The sequence below is a fragment of the Shewanella sp. SG44-2 genome, from assembly GCF_014164215.1.
In the GTDB taxonomy this organism is placed as follows: domain Bacteria; phylum Pseudomonadota; class Gammaproteobacteria; order Enterobacterales; family Shewanellaceae; genus Shewanella; species Shewanella frigidimarina.
The window spans coordinates 1-16,095 of the sequence record NZ_JACJEU010000021.1 but is presented as its reverse complement, the minus strand read 5'-3'; the positions used below and the strand labels follow the sequence as shown (position 1 = coordinate 16,095).

Sequence of the window (16,095 nt, the reverse complement as noted above, 5' to 3'; positions counted from 1 at the left end):
AAATAAAAAGCAGGCAATAAGATAACTTATTACCTGCTTTTATGATGTGGGAAAGTTTATTTTCACCACTCGTTATATGGGGGATATTTGACAAAACTCTCGCAGCATCGGTCTTATTGAGGTAATTTAGATGTATTATCGTTTAATAGAGTGTTATGTATTTTTAATGTCGGTCATGTCCTCAGCAACTCAATCAACGACACCATTAGCTGTTCAATCAGCCACTCGATCTACAGGGCTTTCTCAGCCCTATGTTTATTTTGTGCCGCTTAATGGGGCGCTATCACCTGCTGGTTATGAAGCGGGTTTAGCATTAGGTTGGTTAACTGATGACGAGGTCGCTAAAGTGAGCCGTTATAGGAGCGTGTCGGCGCGCAATAATGGTTTACAAGTACGCTTAGGGCTTCGGGCTGTGTTATCACTTCATAGTGAACTAAAGCCCAATGAGTGGCGTTTTAATTACGGTGCTAAAGGTAAACCGGCACTAACACCAGATTTGTTGGCGAAAACAGGGCTGCATTTCAATTTAAGTCACAGCGGTGAGTGGTTAATGGTTGGGATATTAATTGCTTCCAATGCCGAACAAAAAAATGAGCCAACGAGTGAAGATGCAAGTAACGAGTGGGTATGTCGTCCTCAGCAAGCTATTTGCTTTGGTGTCGACATTGAACGCGAGCGCAGCAGTACTGATATAGTGCCCATTTTGAATCACTATTTTACCGAAGCAGAAACCAACACCTTGTTGCAATTGCCCGAGGAATTACAACGACAACGTTTTTTTGATCTGTGGTCTGTAAAAGAATCCTACATTAAGGCGCGTGGACTTGGATTAGCGTTATCACTCAAGTCATTTAGTGTTGATTTTAGTCGTTCACAACAGTGTCATATCCCGCTACAGTTGATTGATAATGGCAGTAAGCCAATCGAGTTACATAAGCTAGTAAAGCTGAAGTTCACTGATAGTAAAGAGCCTGCCGCAAGCGATTTTAGTTGGCAAACGGTGATGGGACGACTCGATGAAGAATACCGTTTTGCAGTGACTTTGGGGTTGGCTAGCTCAGCAGCTTCTACCTTGGCAACTGAGTCATACTCCATTTACAACACGTTATCGTGTACTCAATTAAGCCTTGATGATTTGCTGAATGTATACAAGGAGTCTTAACCAAAGCAGAGCTTTGGCTAAGACTCAAGTGAGTGCCAGTTTTTAAACCTTGCCAACATAGGTAACATCAATACAACCAACATGGCACAGCCCATCCCAAAACCGCTAGCATCGAGCCAATCAGCCCATCATTCACGTAAATATACAGTCATTCGATTAGTTTAATGGCACAATTTCAAATTGGTCATTGAACTGCACTAAGGTTGAGGCGATTTTGCCAAAAGCTTGTTTGTCGCCGGTCATGTTAGCTTTACCTTTTTGTAGCAATTGTTTTAATGATGTTTTACCTAATAACATGTTGACCATATCCGTTTTGGCAATCGTTAATGTGGCGTCGGCAGGTTGTGGGCTGTCAACAACAATATTGTTCAAGTTTCCATGGCTAAGCTCTACGAATATGGTTGTTTCAACGTCACCTTGTTTAGTTTTAGTGACCACATTTAAACTGACGTTTCCAAGTTTAGCTGCGGCTATGCTATCGACTTTTACGGCAAGAAAATCAAATAATGTAGCCACGTCCATTTCACCCAACACATCAGCCGATGCCGACTTAGGTGCGCCTGGTTGAATACCCACGCGTAACTCTTGTGCGCCAGTTAAATAGATGTTTCTCCAACCTGCGCCTTCAGCTTGATAACCCAACTGCTCATAGGCATCGGCGAGTAAATCACGTGCCTGTTGATGACTAGGCTCCGCCATCACGACTTTGTTTAATACAGTGGCAACAAATCGGTAATCACCTTGGTTAAAGTCCGCTTGTGCTTTTTCAACCACTTTGTTGGCACCGCCCATGTATTCAACAAACTTAAGCGACTCTTTTTTGGTGGGTAAGGGATTCAGATTGGCAGGGTTCATATCGAAATAACCCAGATACATATTATAAACTGCTTTGGCATTATGGCTGTAAGTACCGTGATAGCCATTGGTGTACCAGGTTTGCTTAACCTCTTGCGGAATAGTATCCATGATCGCATCGCCAATATCTTGTAATACTACGCCTTGGTTAGCTAATCGTAATGATTGGTTATGGACCAAACCATAGTTATCGCGTTGCATTTTAAGGTAAGTATTTACTTGTTTGTTGCCCCATACCGGTGCTGAATGCGATGCAAAAAGCACTTCAACATCTTGGCCGAACGAGCTGATCATTTGGTTAATATTTTTAGACCACTTAAGTGCATCGCGTACTTTGGCACCTCGTAGGGTGTAGATATTGTGCATACCATCGTAGGTAAGCTCTGCCGTCGATAACGCTTTTTTTGACGGAATATAGGTCACCATTTCACTTGCTGCTTCTGTACCAGACACGTCCATAAAGACCATTTCTAGGCCATCAATGACCAGAGTTTCCCATGGTCCTTGTTGATTAATTTCATAATCTGGTTTTACGTAAGTGATTTCGCCTTTTGATAATCCTTTTGCCAATGCTGCATCAATAATACCGTGATTATTTTTACCCAGTGTTACGCCATATTGGTAACTGGCTCGGCGACTCATGGCATTACCTGCAAGCACATTTTCGTCTACTATTTCAGCGGTAATATTATTTGAACCGTACACTTTCACGTCAGGATATAAGTTTTGAACCCCGCGCGCTCCACCAAAGTGATCTGCATGACTGTGGGAATAAATCATTGCTACAATGGGTAAGTTGTTGCCTTCTGGTAAGTGTTCAAAAGCAAATTTTAGTGATTGCTCTGCGGCTTCTTTTGTTAACAGTACATCATAAATAATCCAGCCAGATTTACCGCGCACCAAGGTCATATTCGATAGGTCAGTGCCACGAATTTGGTAGATACCATCAGTCACTTTATATAAACCGTTGGGTACCATATTAAGTTGTGCTTGACGATAAAGTGATGGATTGACTGAGTCTGGGTATTGCTCGCTGATAAAGCTAAATTCTGCCCGTAAAATGTCAGCGGTTACTTGGTCGAACTCAGCAATTTGGTTTCGACTAAAGCGGTCAAGAGCTGTTTTATCGTTAAAGTTAAGGCCTTTTGCAACTTCGGCATTATGCGCCGCCGTAACGGGTGTAGCAGGCTTGCCTGAATAGTCGACACTAATGTGGTCGTGTTGATGTTGAGCTGCAAATACAGTGAATGGAAGTGTCGTTAGCATTGAAATGGCTATGAGGGATTTTTTCATCAATTAGTTATCACCCTATGTGTATATAAAATGTAAAAAGATGAATTTATCTTAGTGGCTAAACATCAAAAGATAACTATAGCTAAATGGTGGTAATGCATTTATGTTGTGAATGTATAGGGAATGGATAACGTATTAGTAATGTCGCTAAAGCCAGTAAGTGGAAATCTTGGTTTAAAAGCATGGAATAAACAGAGCAGGGCGATGGAGCCAACATGGGTGATGAAATAACCAATAAGCTAGGTCAGCAAGTCTATAACAAACTGCCCATGCTGGATTTAAACTTATTGCGGGTATTCTGTACTGTGTGTCAGCATTCGTCTATCACTCGTGCGGCAGAGCAGTTAGGGTTAACGCAGTCATCGGTCAGTAATGCGATTAACCGTCTTAAGCATGCTCTGGAATGTGAATTGTTTATTCGTGTCGGTCGTGGTATTGAGCCAACAGCCATCGGAACTCATATTTTTGATACTGTACAACCTATGCTTGATACCATTGAACAAACGTTAATGGGGATTAAAGCGTTCGATCCTAGTACCTCTAAACGGGTGTTTACCATTTATGCTAATGAAGCTGTTATCGATTTGTTACAACCGCAGTTAGATAACGCATTAGCGCATTTGTCTGTCAGGGTGGTGCTACGCAACTCACCTGTTTTTGAGGCTGAGCAGTTTCAAGATTTGCAAATGCAAAAAGTGGATTTGGTCATCGATATCGTGCCACCAAAACTGAAAATGTTTAGTTGCCAAAAAGTTGCACAAGAACGAATAGTCTGTGTGGTACGCCAAGGCCATCCGGTGATAAAAAACCATCTAAGTCGAGACGACTATTTTGCCGCCGAACACGTTATGTATCGATTTCATCGCGACAATATGCGTGTGGCGGACATTATTGCTAACGCACCTTTGCCACAACGAACTTTATACAGTGAGCAGTCATCTTTATTAAGTATGCTGTCGTTGATCAGCAAGTCTAACGCGATTGGTATTGCCCCTTATATTTTCACCCAAAACTACGCTGAGTTGTTTAAACTGACGTTACTTGAACTACCTTTTGAAACTCGTCCAATCGATTTGTACAGCATTTGGCCAACTAAGCATGCGTTAGACAAGTCGTGTATTTGGTTAAGGAAAACCATCGTTGAGTTAATAGAAAAGGCTTATAACCTCTCAACTTAGGGTTTTATATCGCGCGCTGTAAATAAGACTGTGAGCCACAGCAAACTGCCAATAAAAAAGCCAACCTGATTTAGGTTGGCTTTCATGTTTTTTCAGCTAGTAACCATTGGCGATGATGAATCGTTCACATCATCAATCGCGATTATTGTCTGGCTAAGCGATTTGATTCAGGTGGGTTTTCAAAGTCGCTGCGGTATGGATTGATGTCTAAGCCACCACGACGCGTGTAACGTGCGTAAACGGTTAACTTAGTACACTGGCAGTATTTTTTTAAGTCGACAAAAATACGCTCAACGCACTGTTCGTGAAACTCATTATGCTGACGGAATGAGATTAAATAGCGCAGCAATTTTTCACGATCAATTTTAGGGCCTTGATAACGGACCATTACGCTGCCCCAATCGGGTTGCGAGGTGATTAAACAATTAGATTTCAATAAGTTTGAGTTCAGTGTTTCTGCCACGTTTTTATCAGGATCTGTACCACCGATTAAATGGTCTGGATTAAATTCGTACTCGGTTACTTCAATATCCAAGTCATCAATACACGTACCCGGCAAATCAATAATTCGTTCAAGATTAAAATGCTTAGGTTCGATGACTTTTACGGTCACTTCGCCTTCAGCACAAGCGGCTAAATCGCGGCTTAAGGTTTCTTGTACGGCTTCGACACTGTCAAACTTAGTTTGGTTAAAACTATTTAAGTACAGTTTAAACGATTTAGATTCAATCAAATTGACACTGTTGATATCTAACTGAACTTCCAAAATGGCAACAACAGGCTTGCCTTTAGCATTAAGCCAGGACAATTCATATCCGGTCCAAATATCGGTACCGTGAAAAGGGAGTTCACCACTTAATTCAATAGCATCTCGGTTAAGTTTACGTGGAACCCCTTGCAGCAGTGACGCGTCATACTCAGCTTGATAAGCAGTTGCTTGGCCTAATGTAAGGCCTTTTAATGCTGCTGCATCACTATAAGGGTCGTGATTGTGTGTCATCTAATCGGTTTCCGTGTCAAAATATGGTTTTATTATAAACTACGAGTGGCTTAAGTGTCTTGTTCATCTGCATTAGATTGCTTTATAAAAAATTATCTTAAATCTTATCAAGATACGCTATCTGAATTTCCGCGCTATTATCCTTTGGGCGAAGACTCAATATGTATTCAAGGTACATTTAATGCGGACACTGATGATACCGTGTTCTGGCAGCCTGTTAAACGTGACAATGTCGCTGACTTTAGTAACGTGGAGCATGCATTAAATATTCAATTACACCAAGATATTCATGCATTTTATGGCCAATATTTTTCAGCGCCATTACCGTTTACTGCATCATTTGGTGACGGTGAATTACTCCAAGCATGGAATCAAGATGACTTTGAAAATTTGCAACAAAATGTAATTGGTCATTTGATCATGAAGAAAAAGCTTAAACAACCAGCAACTTGGTTTATTGGTGTGTTAGGCGAAGGCGACGAAATGCTGACGGTAAACAATGACGATGGCAGTGTGTGGATTGAAATTCCTGGTGAAAAACAGCGCACTAAATTAGCCGAATCATTGACCGAGTTTTTAGAAAACCTATCTCCGATGATAAAACCGCCATCAAAACCCGTCGAGGAATTACCTCATACGGTAGATCATCCAGGGATTTGGCAACGCATTAAAACCATGTGGGATTATTTGTTACGTAAAAAGTAACCGCATGAAGCATTGAAGTGCCATTTTAGGGGGCTTCAATGCGTTCATTGAATGCAAACACGAGCATTCAAACACTCATCTTCCTCGTAACAACTGCCGCTTTTATGCTTCGCTTAGGTTATTGACTCTACACTCTACACTCTAAACTCTAGCGTTTGAGTGATTTTATCTATGCACGCTTGTTTATCCACAATCCATAATCCGTAGCTTACGGGCAAAACATCAACGCCAGCCCGTTTAAATAATTTGTAGGTTGTTAGCTCAAAAAAGTTAACCCAAGGTCCAGGGAAACCAATAAGATCAACAGCAATGTATTTGTCTGCATAACGACACAATAGGTCTATTTCGGTACCGGCAATGGTATACCCAGGCCAAGTATCAATATTGTACTGTGTTAATGCCTCTATAAGCTCTTGCTGAAATGTGTCTATCTCTGAGGTCACGCTGTGTTTGGCATTAAAGGTTGTTATAGAAGTAACATATTGGCGTAACAGGTTGTGTTCTGGTAATAACGAGTCGTCAATAGACAAATATATCAACTGCTTTTGACGTGCCCTGGTAATGGTGACGTTAAACACATCCGCTTTATTCAAATACGCAGCCGCACGTTTACTGTCGTTATCAATCGCAAACGAAATCAGCATGATATCCCGCTCTTCGCCTTGAAACCCAAACGGCGTGGCTGCACGTATGCTGTGTTTAATGACATCTGCTTGAGGGATCTTCTGCTCAATCAATGTGGCGATATATTCAGCCTGTGCGCTAAAAGGCGAGATAATCCCAATACTATGAGTGATGCCTGTTTGGGCATCTTGTGTTATTTGGTGTTGGATCTCTGCTAATAAACTCTGAGCTTCTTGTGGGTTAACGCCCGATGCGTCTCGAGTGCCTTCAACACGATGAAGGTGCAAATGGCCTGAGCTGGTGCAGGGGCGATGTTGCATGATTTTTAATTTAGATTGATAAAAAGACTGGTTACTAAAATGAATAAGCTCAGGCTTACTTCTAAAGTGTTCATCTAAAAATGCCAACTCTTGTGCGCTAGCTAATGTTTTTAACGCTAGATCTAAGATGGAGTTATCTCGATAACTGATGGCTCCTGGGCTGCTTTCGGGCACATTGTTTTTGGCAAGTAATTGAATTTGTTTGCTTCTGGCTAAAAAGGAATAGTGCTTTAATTGCTTAGTGTCGCCAACAATCAGTACACGTTTTGCACGGTATAGCGCAGGTAAGCAACTGCTAATATTGCACTGTGTTGCCTCGTCAATAATCACTAAATCAAACATTTCGCGATTAAGCGGCAATACTCTGTGTAGGCTGTTTAAGCTGGCGAGCCAGATGGGAAATGCAGCAAATAATGTGGTGTATTCTATTTTTTCAAATAACGCGAGTTGTTTACTAGACGTTCTACTGCGAATAGCTTGGTTAAAGGCCTGTAGCGATTTACGGTGCTGATTAACTAAAGTGGTTAAGTTATTCTTTTTTAGTGCGTTAAGATATTCAGCTGCCAGTGTTTCCCGCGTGACAGTGTGCTTGTTGATAGTGTTTAACGCATCCCATTGTCGATGCCATTGGTTTATTGACCCTTGGGTAAAAAACAAATAAACCCGTTTTAGCCATGTTGATTGTTGTGCTTGAAGTTTATGTAGGTGCAACCCACGGCTAATAGACCTGCGACTGAACGCCAGGAAACGTTTTTCCAGTTTTATCAGTAATCGTTGCAGCTTATTCAGTTCGTCTTCACATGCTTGCGGGTTTTGGCTTAAGTCATCGCTAAAGTATCCTGCGAGTAAGTCCGCGGTATAATCTTTTAATTGTTTTAAAAATGCTTTTTGTCCTGCGCGAATAGACACTTCGCCCAAGTTAAAATTACTCGCCAATTTAGCTGCAATCACATCAAGGGCTACGTCATTATTGGCCACAATAAGCACCGACTCACCGCGCGCCATATGTTCGGCAGCAACAGCCGCTATGGTGTAGCTCTTGCCCGTTCCTGGCGGACCAGACACGCAGCCTAAATCGGCATTGGCAGCGATATGAATAACTTTCTTTTGTGGCGTAGATAATAACCCCGGTAAAAAGTCATATTTAAGTATCGGCTCTCTGAGTCTTACAGCCTGTTTTTCAAACGTTTGGTTAAACAGCTTACAAATGGGAGCCGATTGCTCATTGGCGTTAATGATACTTTCTAATTCGTGAAGAACACCACGACTGCTCGAAGACCGCTCAACAAAAAGTAGCATCGAAATAGGTAACAAACGGGGTATTTTTTGGGTTAACGCTTTTTTAATGTCTTGGTGTTCGGCAAGTTTTGGATAGTTCAGTAATTCAAGCGAATGAATGTCTATGTGATTGTGATTAAAGAATGACGTCCAAAACGACGGTGAATGTACGTCTTCATTAATGAGCTGTTGTGATAGCTCATTATCTTCTGGTAGCAATTGCAGCAGCAGGGCTTCATTGATTTCAGTGTCTTCAGCTTGGGCCGCAAAATAGAAACTATGGTTATCTTGTTCAATGGTGGCTTCATTAAACAGTAGCGGCGAGACAACCGTTTTGAGCTCACCTTTTATGGTTACTTTACCGACAAATAGAAATCGTGCGTACAGCAGTATTCTTTCCCTTTGATACATCGCCACTCGTTTAAGCATTGGCTCGGCAAATTCTTGCGGGATAGGTAAACGAGGTAAAAAACCTTTACCTAGTTCATCTTGCCCCTCAAGAATGAGACGATCTTCTTGTTTAAACTTGTTCACATTCCAAAGATTAATGGAGGCGCTATCTTCCTTATAACAATCTTTGTAGTAGGAAATAATCTGCTGATAACTCAATGGCACAATTCCATTTATTGATGATCCCAAGACAAATTAGACACAATACGGCAAGGCTCGCAGCGAAAGTGAAACATGTCTAAAAGTGGTTCATCTAGCTTCCAATCTTCAGCGCCGCAGCTTGGGCAGGGGCGAGATAACTCTGCTTGCAATGATTCGCCGCCCACACGGTATAAGTAATAATAAGTGGGGATATTAGTTAGATATTCTATCCGGCCACGTAAATCCCAACCGCGTCTAAACAGGTCACTGTCCGTCCGAGTTATCTCATCCAAAGCTGCAAACTCTGCTTTAGTGGCTGCGGCCATTTGCAGTTCATCGCATGCTTGCCATTCTGTTTGCCATTTTATGATGCGCTTATGATCGCCATTGAAAGTAGCAGGCAGTTGATAAAGAGGGATCGGTAATAGATTGTCACCATTACGCAGTGGCGAACACATGTGCACATAACTGGTATACAGCAGTTGCCATGAAGGCGTGTCGGTATTGCTAGCTTCTGAATTAATGTCTTGGCCGATAAACTTTTCTCTAGGGGCCAATAGTTTGGCTGCGGTTAAGCCTGCTAAGGTCACTTTTACCCATGGGCTACTGTGACGGTTTGCTAAGCTGGTTTTTTCAGGTAGCAGCAGACGAACTCTAAATTCACCATCATTAAATGCTACCGCAAATTCACGTCCTAAAATTTGTCCATTAGCTCGTAAGGCTTCAAGAAAAGCGTTAATGGCTTTCTCTACCGTCTCAATCGTCGTATCGGCAAAACATTCAAAGCGTAGTTCGGTGACAAACATCTATTGGTCAGCCTTATTATTGATTATGTTGCTTTGAGCCATATTATTTTGTGCTTGGTGCTCTAACTCAGTAACTCGTTGGGTTAGCTGAGCAATGTGTTGCTGTAGGGTTATAACCTGTTGGATCACTTGAGCAAGATCGGGTTGGTCATGTGATGGGACGTCGGCTATTGATGGAATGTCTGCTAATTCCGGTAAATGTTGCCACTCAGATTTAGGCAATGCCTTAAATTGTTGTAAACCTTGGATAAGGGTAGGCATTGGGATGCTATTGCCTAAACGGCTTTTTATCAGGGCCAAGCTGGGCGTATGCCCATTGTTAGCAATCGATTTTGCTGCGGCAAGCACTTGTTCAATTGGACTCATTGTTGGTTTAATTCCTTAATTCCATATAGTGAGATTAACTAATTCTTGTTGAGTTAAAACATAAAGCTATATAAATCAGTGCATTATTTTATGGCACGATTTTGGCTTAAAGGATCTGTAAATACAATGTGGATTTTATTTTAACAAAAAGGATGCAACATGAAATTAAAACTTATCGCAGCGGCATTAATTGGCGCGACATCACTAGGATTAAGTGGTTGTGTTATCAGTGTCGGTGACCATGAATCGGGTAAAAGTGCTGATTATTGGCAAGTGCAACAAGATAAAAATCGTGACTTGTTGAGCAAATTGTCTATGGGAATGAGCAGTGATCAAGTGACAACTTTAATGGGAACTGCTGATTTTAGTGAAGCTTATACTAAGTCGACTCAAAATAATGCAGAACAATCCATCAAAGTGTTGTTTTATCGTACCCAATGGGCTTAAGGAGATGGTAAAACAACCAAAGATGAATGCACGCCAATTGTGTTCAGAGATGACGTCTTAGTGGGCTGGGGCGACACAGCCTATAGACAACACTAATTGCCGAGTGACGTTATCAGACATTAAGCGTTAATTACAATTTAGCTCGCATCATCACGTCCAATTGGTCAATCACTTCTGACCATTGGGCGTCTTCTAATAATGCCTCTTTTAAAAATGCTTTTTGACCTGGATTCCAGCAATCAGCATCAATAATCAATGTGTGTTTAGCAAGTTTGTTTTGGATAACAAAGTCGTCGATTCCCTCTTGATCATGAGGTAACCCTAATTGCTTAAATAAGTGACTTAAATCATTTGATGTAGTGTCCATTTGACGCATTCCTTGTGATGGTTAGATAAACAATTTTAGTATCCGTCTTGATGAGATAAATAGCAAACAACTGACACTCACTGCCGCTAAAAAGTAAAATGGGTAAACAAAACTTGTACAATGTTTCAAACTTGTTAAGTTAAGTTTAGCGAGTTAATCAACAAGGAATAATAATGGACAATAACACCTTGGAAACTTTACGTGCAGTGTATTTGACGGCAGAAGACTTACGAGTGGCGGCTTCAATACTTTATAACGCTTATCATGATGACCCCTATTTTATCGAAGTACTTGGCCAACATGACAATCAACAATATGAACAAAAACTTCGAGCTGCGATTCGTGAAGAGTTAAACGAGTTATGGCAACAAGAACAACCTTTAATTGGCCTATTTGACGGCGACCGTTTAATCGGGGTTGCCTGTGTGATCACGCAACAAGTGCCTTTGGGGGAGGGGCGTTATTGGCATTGGCGTTTTAAAATGATGCTGGGAACAGGATGGAAATCAACTCAAGGATTAATGCAAAAAGAAACCTGCATTTTAGAACATCTTCCTTCGCAAAAATGCGGGGTTTTACAATTTATTGCGTTATCCCCCAATGAACAGCACAAAGGCTATGGTGCCAGATTAATTCAAGCGGTATTGAGTTGGTGTGATGAGCAACCTGGGCTTGATGGCATCGGGGTATTTGTGAGTAATCCTTCGCACCATCAGGCGTTCGTTAAACAAGAGTTTACCAGCATTGCCACTGTTAGTATTGGCAATGTTGACGGCGAAATATTGTTTTACAGCAAGGCCTAGCGCCTAAACTGAGAATAATCTAACCCTAACAGAGCATGCCATTAGCGAGTTGTTAATAAGGAGTGAGTAATGGAACCTAAGCGTTATTCTTCATTTGCAGAGTTTTATCCATTTTATCTGTCGCAACATCAAGATCCCGTTTGTCGAAGACTGCATTACATTGGCAGTAGCATTATTTTAGTGATCATTATTAACACTTTGATTAACCAACATTGGTGGCAGTTATTATGGTTGCCGGTAGTAGGTTATGGTTTTGCATGGTTAGGGCATTTTATATTTGAAAAAAATCGCCCCGCAACATTCACTTATCCGCTATACAGCTTATGGGCAGATTGGGTAATGTTTGGCCAAATGATAAGGCGTTTATGGCGCAAATAACCCTGGAAGTATTAACTTGCTCACGCTTTTGTAAGCAATATCCTACAAGTGTGTAAGGGATCTTATCTAAAGCTGTCAGTGTTTAACGTTGTAAATTGTTTTTAACCCTTTAAAATCAGCTGTTTACACTGTTTTAACGTTTTGCAGACATGTGGGATGTTTATTTAAATGGAGTTGAGTGACTTTTATCGGCGTTTATTTTGGCTAGAATGTAGTTATCGAAAGCGGGTCATCAGTTGGTTTTCTTAGGATGAGAAATAAGACTAATGATGCTTAAGAATATTAAGGATGATACTAGGACACGCTCACGGATTAGGGCATAAGCTCGGCAAATGGATAGCCGAATCAAGGATGGGTGAAGACAGTAAATAGTCGACACAAGGACAAAAAGGATAAAGCTGCAGGATGCAGCTGGGAAAATTCAACGGATTGAATAGATTTATCGCTCAGCCAATGGATAGGCTGTTCAACGGAATGAAACTCATGCGTTTATTTGCGTTACACAAATAGACAAGGAAATGAGAACAGGGAAAAGGACTGCAGGAAGCATGTTTACATGGATGGTGCAGGGAGCAAACTTTCAGCCGGATTGCTGACAAAAGTGTTAACGGGCACAACCTTATAACTTAAGGTTGTGCCTTTTTGCTTTCTGGCGTAAAAATTTCTGGAATTTGAGTTGTGCGATTGCAGTCGCAAAAAGAGCTTAAGCAAGCTTGATAAACTACTAACTCATTTTGCTACATGCCATGTTTGAGCCAACGATCCTAACATCAGCGAACCCTTACTGATTTTACTAAAATCGTGGTGAATACATTTTACTTCACGATATGTTTTGCTAAGCCTTCGGTGTGTTAATCGACACTAACGCTAATACAGTTGTGAGTAGATCATGTTATGTTCTAACGCTAAAATATCGATGTTACTGCCCCGCCAATTTCAGCCTGAAGCTTTATTAAGTACAATACTTTATATAGTCGTATCTGGCTGGTTAGAAATCGATTTATAAAAATAATGATGGTTCATTTTCTATAATTTAAATCGTCCAGCTGCAAATCGTTGTGTAAGGTAAATTCACAAAATAAAGCCGCTTTTTTAGGTATTGATGAATATTATATTTTGCCGCCCATGTTAGGAATTAGTTTATGACAAAGATACTCAAAACAGGCATTGTTGGTTACGGCTATGCCGCAAAAACGTTTCATGCACCATTGATTAAGGCTGTACCGGGCCTGCAACTCGCCGCAATATCCTCCAGCAATCCGGCAAAGGTGCATATAGACCAACCTGATTTGCCTGTGTACTCATCCCCCGAAGAGTTATTTTCCTGTGCTGATATCGATTTGGTGGTTATTCCAACTCCCAACGAGACGCATTTTCCACTAGCGGCAGCAGCGCTAGCTGCCGGAAAGCACGTCGTCTTGGATAAGCCGTTCACCCTCACTACCGATGAAGGTAAAGAGCTTATTAAGCTCGCTCAGCAATGTGATCGACAGCTATCAGTATTTCATAATCGCCGTTGGGATTCCGATTTTCTGACGTTACAGAAGGTGCTGCGGGAAGGTTCACTAGGCCGTGTGACACATTTTGAATCACACTTTGACCGCTATAGGCCTGAAGTTCAAACGCGCTGGCGTGAGTCGGCAGCTCTAGGCGGAGGTTTGTGGTTTGACTTGGGCTCGCATTTACTCGATCAGGCACTGCAGTTGTTCGGTACACCAAAAACAATGTGGTTAGACCTTGCCCAACAACGTGATGGAGCAGTCGCAGACGACTGGTTTCATGCTGTGCTGAGATATGACGAAATGCGGGTAATTCTTCATGGTAGTGCATTGGTTGCTAACTCTGGCCCACGTATGACCGTGCATGGCACTAGTGGCAGTTTTACTAAGTTTGGTCTTGATACGCAGGAAAATGCGCTTAAGTCAGGTCAGCAACCTGGAATTCCGGGGTGGGGGAACGATCCACTTTCTTGCAAATTATCGCTGAAACACAAAGACGCGATTATCGAGCAAGACATCATAACGACTCCAGGTAATTACCAAGCATATTATGAAGGCATCCGCGATGCGATTTGTCTTGGGAGCCCAAATCCAGTAACAGCAGAGCAGGCTCTTTTGGTCATGAGACTTATTGAACTCGGCATTGACAGTGCTCAAGAAGGTCGTAAGTTGTTAGTGTCTGAACGATAAGCACATACCCTAGTCCATTTATTGTTAATCGAGCAAGAATGTTTGCTTGATTAACAATTAACTTATGTTCTGTAATGAAGTCATAGTCGATAAGCTTTATTTATACTTTTCAATGAGTCGCTATTTAACTCTTGTTTAAGTTAAAGTCATAAAAGTAAGCATTAAGTGTTAAATCAGTAAGCGCTTGTGGTTGTGTTACGTGTAAAGGTTAAATATTACTCTTACTCAAAAGTGACATCGCGTGGACTATTGGGCGAATTAACATGTTATTAGGTATTGACGGCTGATAACAAATGCAGCGCATCTCAATGTTTATCGCCAGAATGGTTCAATACAAAAACTCTCAACAATAGCTCTATTCAATGTAATTAACAGATATGCCACTAAGCTGAACTTTTTCAGATTACGTCAATTAAGATCAAACCGAATTTGCTAGTTCGCGTCGGAATTTGAGCTGTTTGTTAGTTGCCGATGTTTATCTAATGTTAATAGTTAACTTGGCGCTTACCTTTTCTGCCTGACGCTTTGTGAGATATATCTCACAAAGCATGTGAGCCAAATCACTTAATTATGGGGTGGCATTTCTCCATGGTGCTCAACTAATTGATTTAACTGATTATTTTATTTTGTGTTATCTGTGAGATATTTTAATCATTTAGAGGTACCTGTTTACGTAGCGGTAAATGAATTATTATTTATCTCGTTCCTAGGACGGGAACATTACAAGGTAGTAAAGAGGTCTTGGAAGACCATAAGTATATGGAAATAACGGACGATATTGAGTTTCAGGATGAAACGTTAAGCTTGCTCAATGGACGCAATAGCGGATTAAGCAAGTTTTATAACATTATCAGGATGATAGTGTGCAATGGATGCAAGATTCTACGCAAATGATTTGCGACAGGATACGTTAAGAATTTCATGGATGATATAAGGACACGCTCAGGATAGAGCAGGCTCGGTAAAAGGATAATCGAGTAAGAGGGAAAGTACTTAATTGTACAAGGAACATCAAGGATTGAACAAGGATAGAGCAGGAAGCAAGCGATACGCATGGATGGTGCAGGGAGCACATTTATAGCTGGAAAGCTTAACAAGAGATAAAGAGGCCGCGACAGTTACTGTCGCGGCCTTTCTTTTGGCTTTTTTTCAGTATCGGTGGAACTAATGGTGTTTATGTTGTCAAATTGTAAAGTGCCTATGTGCAGGGTTTGAGTACTTCATTTGAGTACTTCATTTGAGTACTTCATTTGAGTACCTCATTTAAGTACACAACATCTAACTCACCATTGTATAAGGAGATAGCATGAAAGGGTTTAAAGTTGCACTATTGGTTGGTTTTTCATTCGTTTGCTATAACGCCAATGCAGTCGTGAGCGAAGAACAACAACAATGGGTTAAGCAAGCGTTCAGCGATCTCAATAGTAATAATGACGGTACCAAGGTGCTTTGGCAGTATTCACAGCAAACGGTGATGCCCGACATGACACGTATTGAACAATTCAATGCATCCTTACCTGAAACTGAACGTTGGAGTTTGGTGTCTGAAAATGGTGATACTCCTGGTAAAAAGCGCTTAACTGAATACCGAGAGCGTCAACAAGATCTTGTCCCGTCCTGAGATAAGTTGACACATTGGAGACTTATCTATGAAACCTTCAGTATCAATCAATATAAAACGTACTCAACGAGATTACACGTTAGGCTTTAAATTAGCGGTTGTTAGTCAAGTA

Annotated in this window: 13 protein-coding genes and 1 pseudogene; 8 read left to right on the top strand and 6 right to left on the bottom strand. The window is 41.2% G+C overall.

All coding sequences use genetic code 11. From position 1 onward, the window contains the following. The first annotated feature begins 166 nt into the window (after positions 1-166). Complete coding sequence (locus H5181_RS14680) at positions 167-1,162, top strand: 4'-phosphopantetheinyl transferase superfamily protein (RefSeq protein WP_259397056.1); 996 nt, start codon at positions 167-169, stop codon at positions 1,160-1,162. Between the two features lie 156 nt (positions 1,163-1,318). On the opposite strand, the gene H5181_RS14675 is transcribed toward H5181_RS14680, so the two are convergent. Then, positions 1,319-3,310: an alkyl/aryl-sulfatase gene (locus tag H5181_RS14675; protein WP_182751391.1), complete on the bottom strand. Its 1,992-nt coding sequence runs from the start codon at positions 3,308-3,310 to the stop codon at positions 1,319-1,321. A gap of 215 nt (positions 3,311-3,525) precedes the next feature. On the opposite strand from H5181_RS14675, the gene H5181_RS14670 reads away from it, so the two are divergent. Beyond that, a complete protein-coding gene (locus tag H5181_RS14670) occupies positions 3,526-4,488 on the top strand; it encodes a LysR family transcriptional regulator (protein WP_182751390.1) in 963 nt (320 codons plus the stop codon). Between the two features lie 142 nt (positions 4,489-4,630). Here the strand turns inward: H5181_RS14670 and queF are convergent, their stop codons facing one another. Next, entirely contained in the window at positions 4,631-5,488 is an 858-nt protein-coding gene (gene queF / locus H5181_RS14665) for an NADPH-dependent 7-cyano-7-deazaguanine reductase QueF (RefSeq protein WP_059747945.1), read from the bottom strand. Between the two features lie 54 nt (positions 5,489-5,542). Between queF and syd the strand changes: the two genes are divergently transcribed. Beyond that, complete coding sequence (gene syd, locus H5181_RS14660) at positions 5,543-6,193, top strand: SecY-interacting protein (protein WP_182751389.1); 651 nt, start codon at positions 5,543-5,545, stop codon at positions 6,191-6,193. 134 nt (positions 6,194-6,327) lie between these two features. Here the strand turns inward: syd and H5181_RS14655 are convergent, their stop codons facing one another. From H5181_RS14655 to H5181_RS14645, 3 genes are all read right to left on the bottom strand, one after another. Then, complete coding sequence (locus H5181_RS14655; RefSeq protein WP_259397059.1) at positions 6,328-8,436, bottom strand: AAA domain-containing protein; 2,109 nt, start codon at positions 8,434-8,436, stop codon at positions 6,328-6,330. Between the two features lie 602 nt (positions 8,437-9,038). Next, positions 9,039-9,812: a Zn-ribbon-containing protein gene (locus H5181_RS14650; protein ID WP_123777023.1), complete on the bottom strand. Its 774-nt coding sequence runs from the start codon at positions 9,810-9,812 to the stop codon at positions 9,039-9,041. Next, positions 9,813-10,178: a hypothetical protein gene (locus tag H5181_RS14645; protein ID WP_123777022.1), complete on the bottom strand. Its 366-nt coding sequence runs from the start codon at positions 10,176-10,178 to the stop codon at positions 9,813-9,815. It abuts the gene before it with no gap. Positions 10,179-10,337: 159 nt separating this feature from the next. Between H5181_RS14645 and H5181_RS14640 the strand changes: the two are divergent. Continuing rightward, positions 10,338-10,721: pseudogene (locus H5181_RS14640) on the top strand (DUF3192 domain-containing protein). A gap of 34 nt (positions 10,722-10,755) precedes the next feature. Here H5181_RS14640 and H5181_RS14635 read toward each other — a convergent pair. Further along, positions 10,756-10,992 carry a DUF2789 domain-containing protein gene (locus H5181_RS14635; protein ID WP_011636728.1) on the bottom strand — a complete coding sequence of 79 codons (237 nt, stop codon included), beginning with the start codon at positions 10,990-10,992 and terminating at the stop codon, positions 10,756-10,758. 173 nt (positions 10,993-11,165) lie between these two features. On the opposite strand from H5181_RS14635, the gene H5181_RS14630 reads away from it, so the two are divergent. The 4 genes from H5181_RS14630 to H5181_RS14615 all read left to right on the top strand — a co-directional run bounded on the left by H5181_RS14630 (position 11,166) and on the right by H5181_RS14615 (position 15,983). Next, positions 11,166-11,795: a GNAT family N-acetyltransferase gene (locus tag H5181_RS14630; protein ID WP_011636729.1), complete on the top strand. Its 630-nt coding sequence runs from the start codon at positions 11,166-11,168 to the stop codon at positions 11,793-11,795. Between the two features lie 69 nt (positions 11,796-11,864). Continuing rightward, positions 11,865-12,173: a DUF962 domain-containing protein gene (locus tag H5181_RS14625; RefSeq protein WP_059747951.1), complete on the top strand. Its 309-nt coding sequence runs from the start codon at positions 11,865-11,867 to the stop codon at positions 12,171-12,173. Positions 12,174-13,315: 1,142 nt separating this feature from the next. After that, positions 13,316-14,362, top strand: coding sequence for an oxidoreductase (locus H5181_RS14620; RefSeq protein WP_182751387.1), 1,047 nt, complete (start codon positions 13,316-13,318; stop codon positions 14,360-14,362). Between the two features lie 1,306 nt (positions 14,363-15,668). Continuing rightward, positions 15,669-15,983, top strand: a complete 315-nt coding sequence (locus H5181_RS14615) for a hypothetical protein (protein WP_182751386.1) — start codon at positions 15,669-15,671, stop codon at positions 15,981-15,983. Positions 15,984-16,095 lie beyond the last annotated feature (112 nt).

Bases quoted from the DNA above. Each gene is read 5' to 3' on its own strand.
- H5181_RS14675 (WP_182751391.1), bottom strand. From the start codon at position 3,310: ATGAAAAAATCCCTCATAGCCATTTCAATGCTAACGACACTTCCATTC.
- H5181_RS14625 (WP_059747951.1), top strand. From the start codon at position 11,865: ATGGAACCTAAGCGTTATTCTTCATTTGCAGAGTTTTATCCATTTTAT.
- H5181_RS14655 (WP_259397059.1), bottom strand. From the start codon at position 8,436: ATGCTACTTTTTGTTGAGCGGTCTTCGAGCAGTCGTGGTGTTCTTCAC.
- H5181_RS14630 (WP_011636729.1), top strand. From the start codon at position 11,166: ATGGACAATAACACCTTGGAAACTTTACGTGCAGTGTATTTGACGGCA.
- H5181_RS14635 (WP_011636728.1), bottom strand. From the start codon at position 10,992: ATGGACACTACATCAAATGATTTAAGTCACTTATTTAAGCAATTAGGG.
- H5181_RS14650 (WP_123777023.1), bottom strand. From the start codon at position 9,812: ATGTTTGTCACCGAACTACGCTTTGAATGTTTTGCCGATACGACGATT.
- H5181_RS14645 (WP_123777022.1), bottom strand. From the start codon at position 10,178: ATGAGTCCAATTGAACAAGTGCTTGCCGCAGCAAAATCGATTGCTAAC.
- H5181_RS14680 (WP_259397056.1), top strand. From the start codon at position 167: ATGTCGGTCATGTCCTCAGCAACTCAATCAACGACACCATTAGCTGTT.
- H5181_RS14620 (WP_182751387.1), top strand. From the start codon at position 13,316: ATGACAAAGATACTCAAAACAGGCATTGTTGGTTACGGCTATGCCGCA.
- H5181_RS14615 (WP_182751386.1), top strand. From the start codon at position 15,669: ATGAAAGGGTTTAAAGTTGCACTATTGGTTGGTTTTTCATTCGTTTGC.
- H5181_RS14670 (WP_182751390.1), top strand. From the start codon at position 3,526: ATGGGTGATGAAATAACCAATAAGCTAGGTCAGCAAGTCTATAACAAA.
- queF (WP_059747945.1), bottom strand. From the start codon at position 5,488: ATGACACACAATCACGACCCTTATAGTGATGCAGCAGCATTAAAAGGC.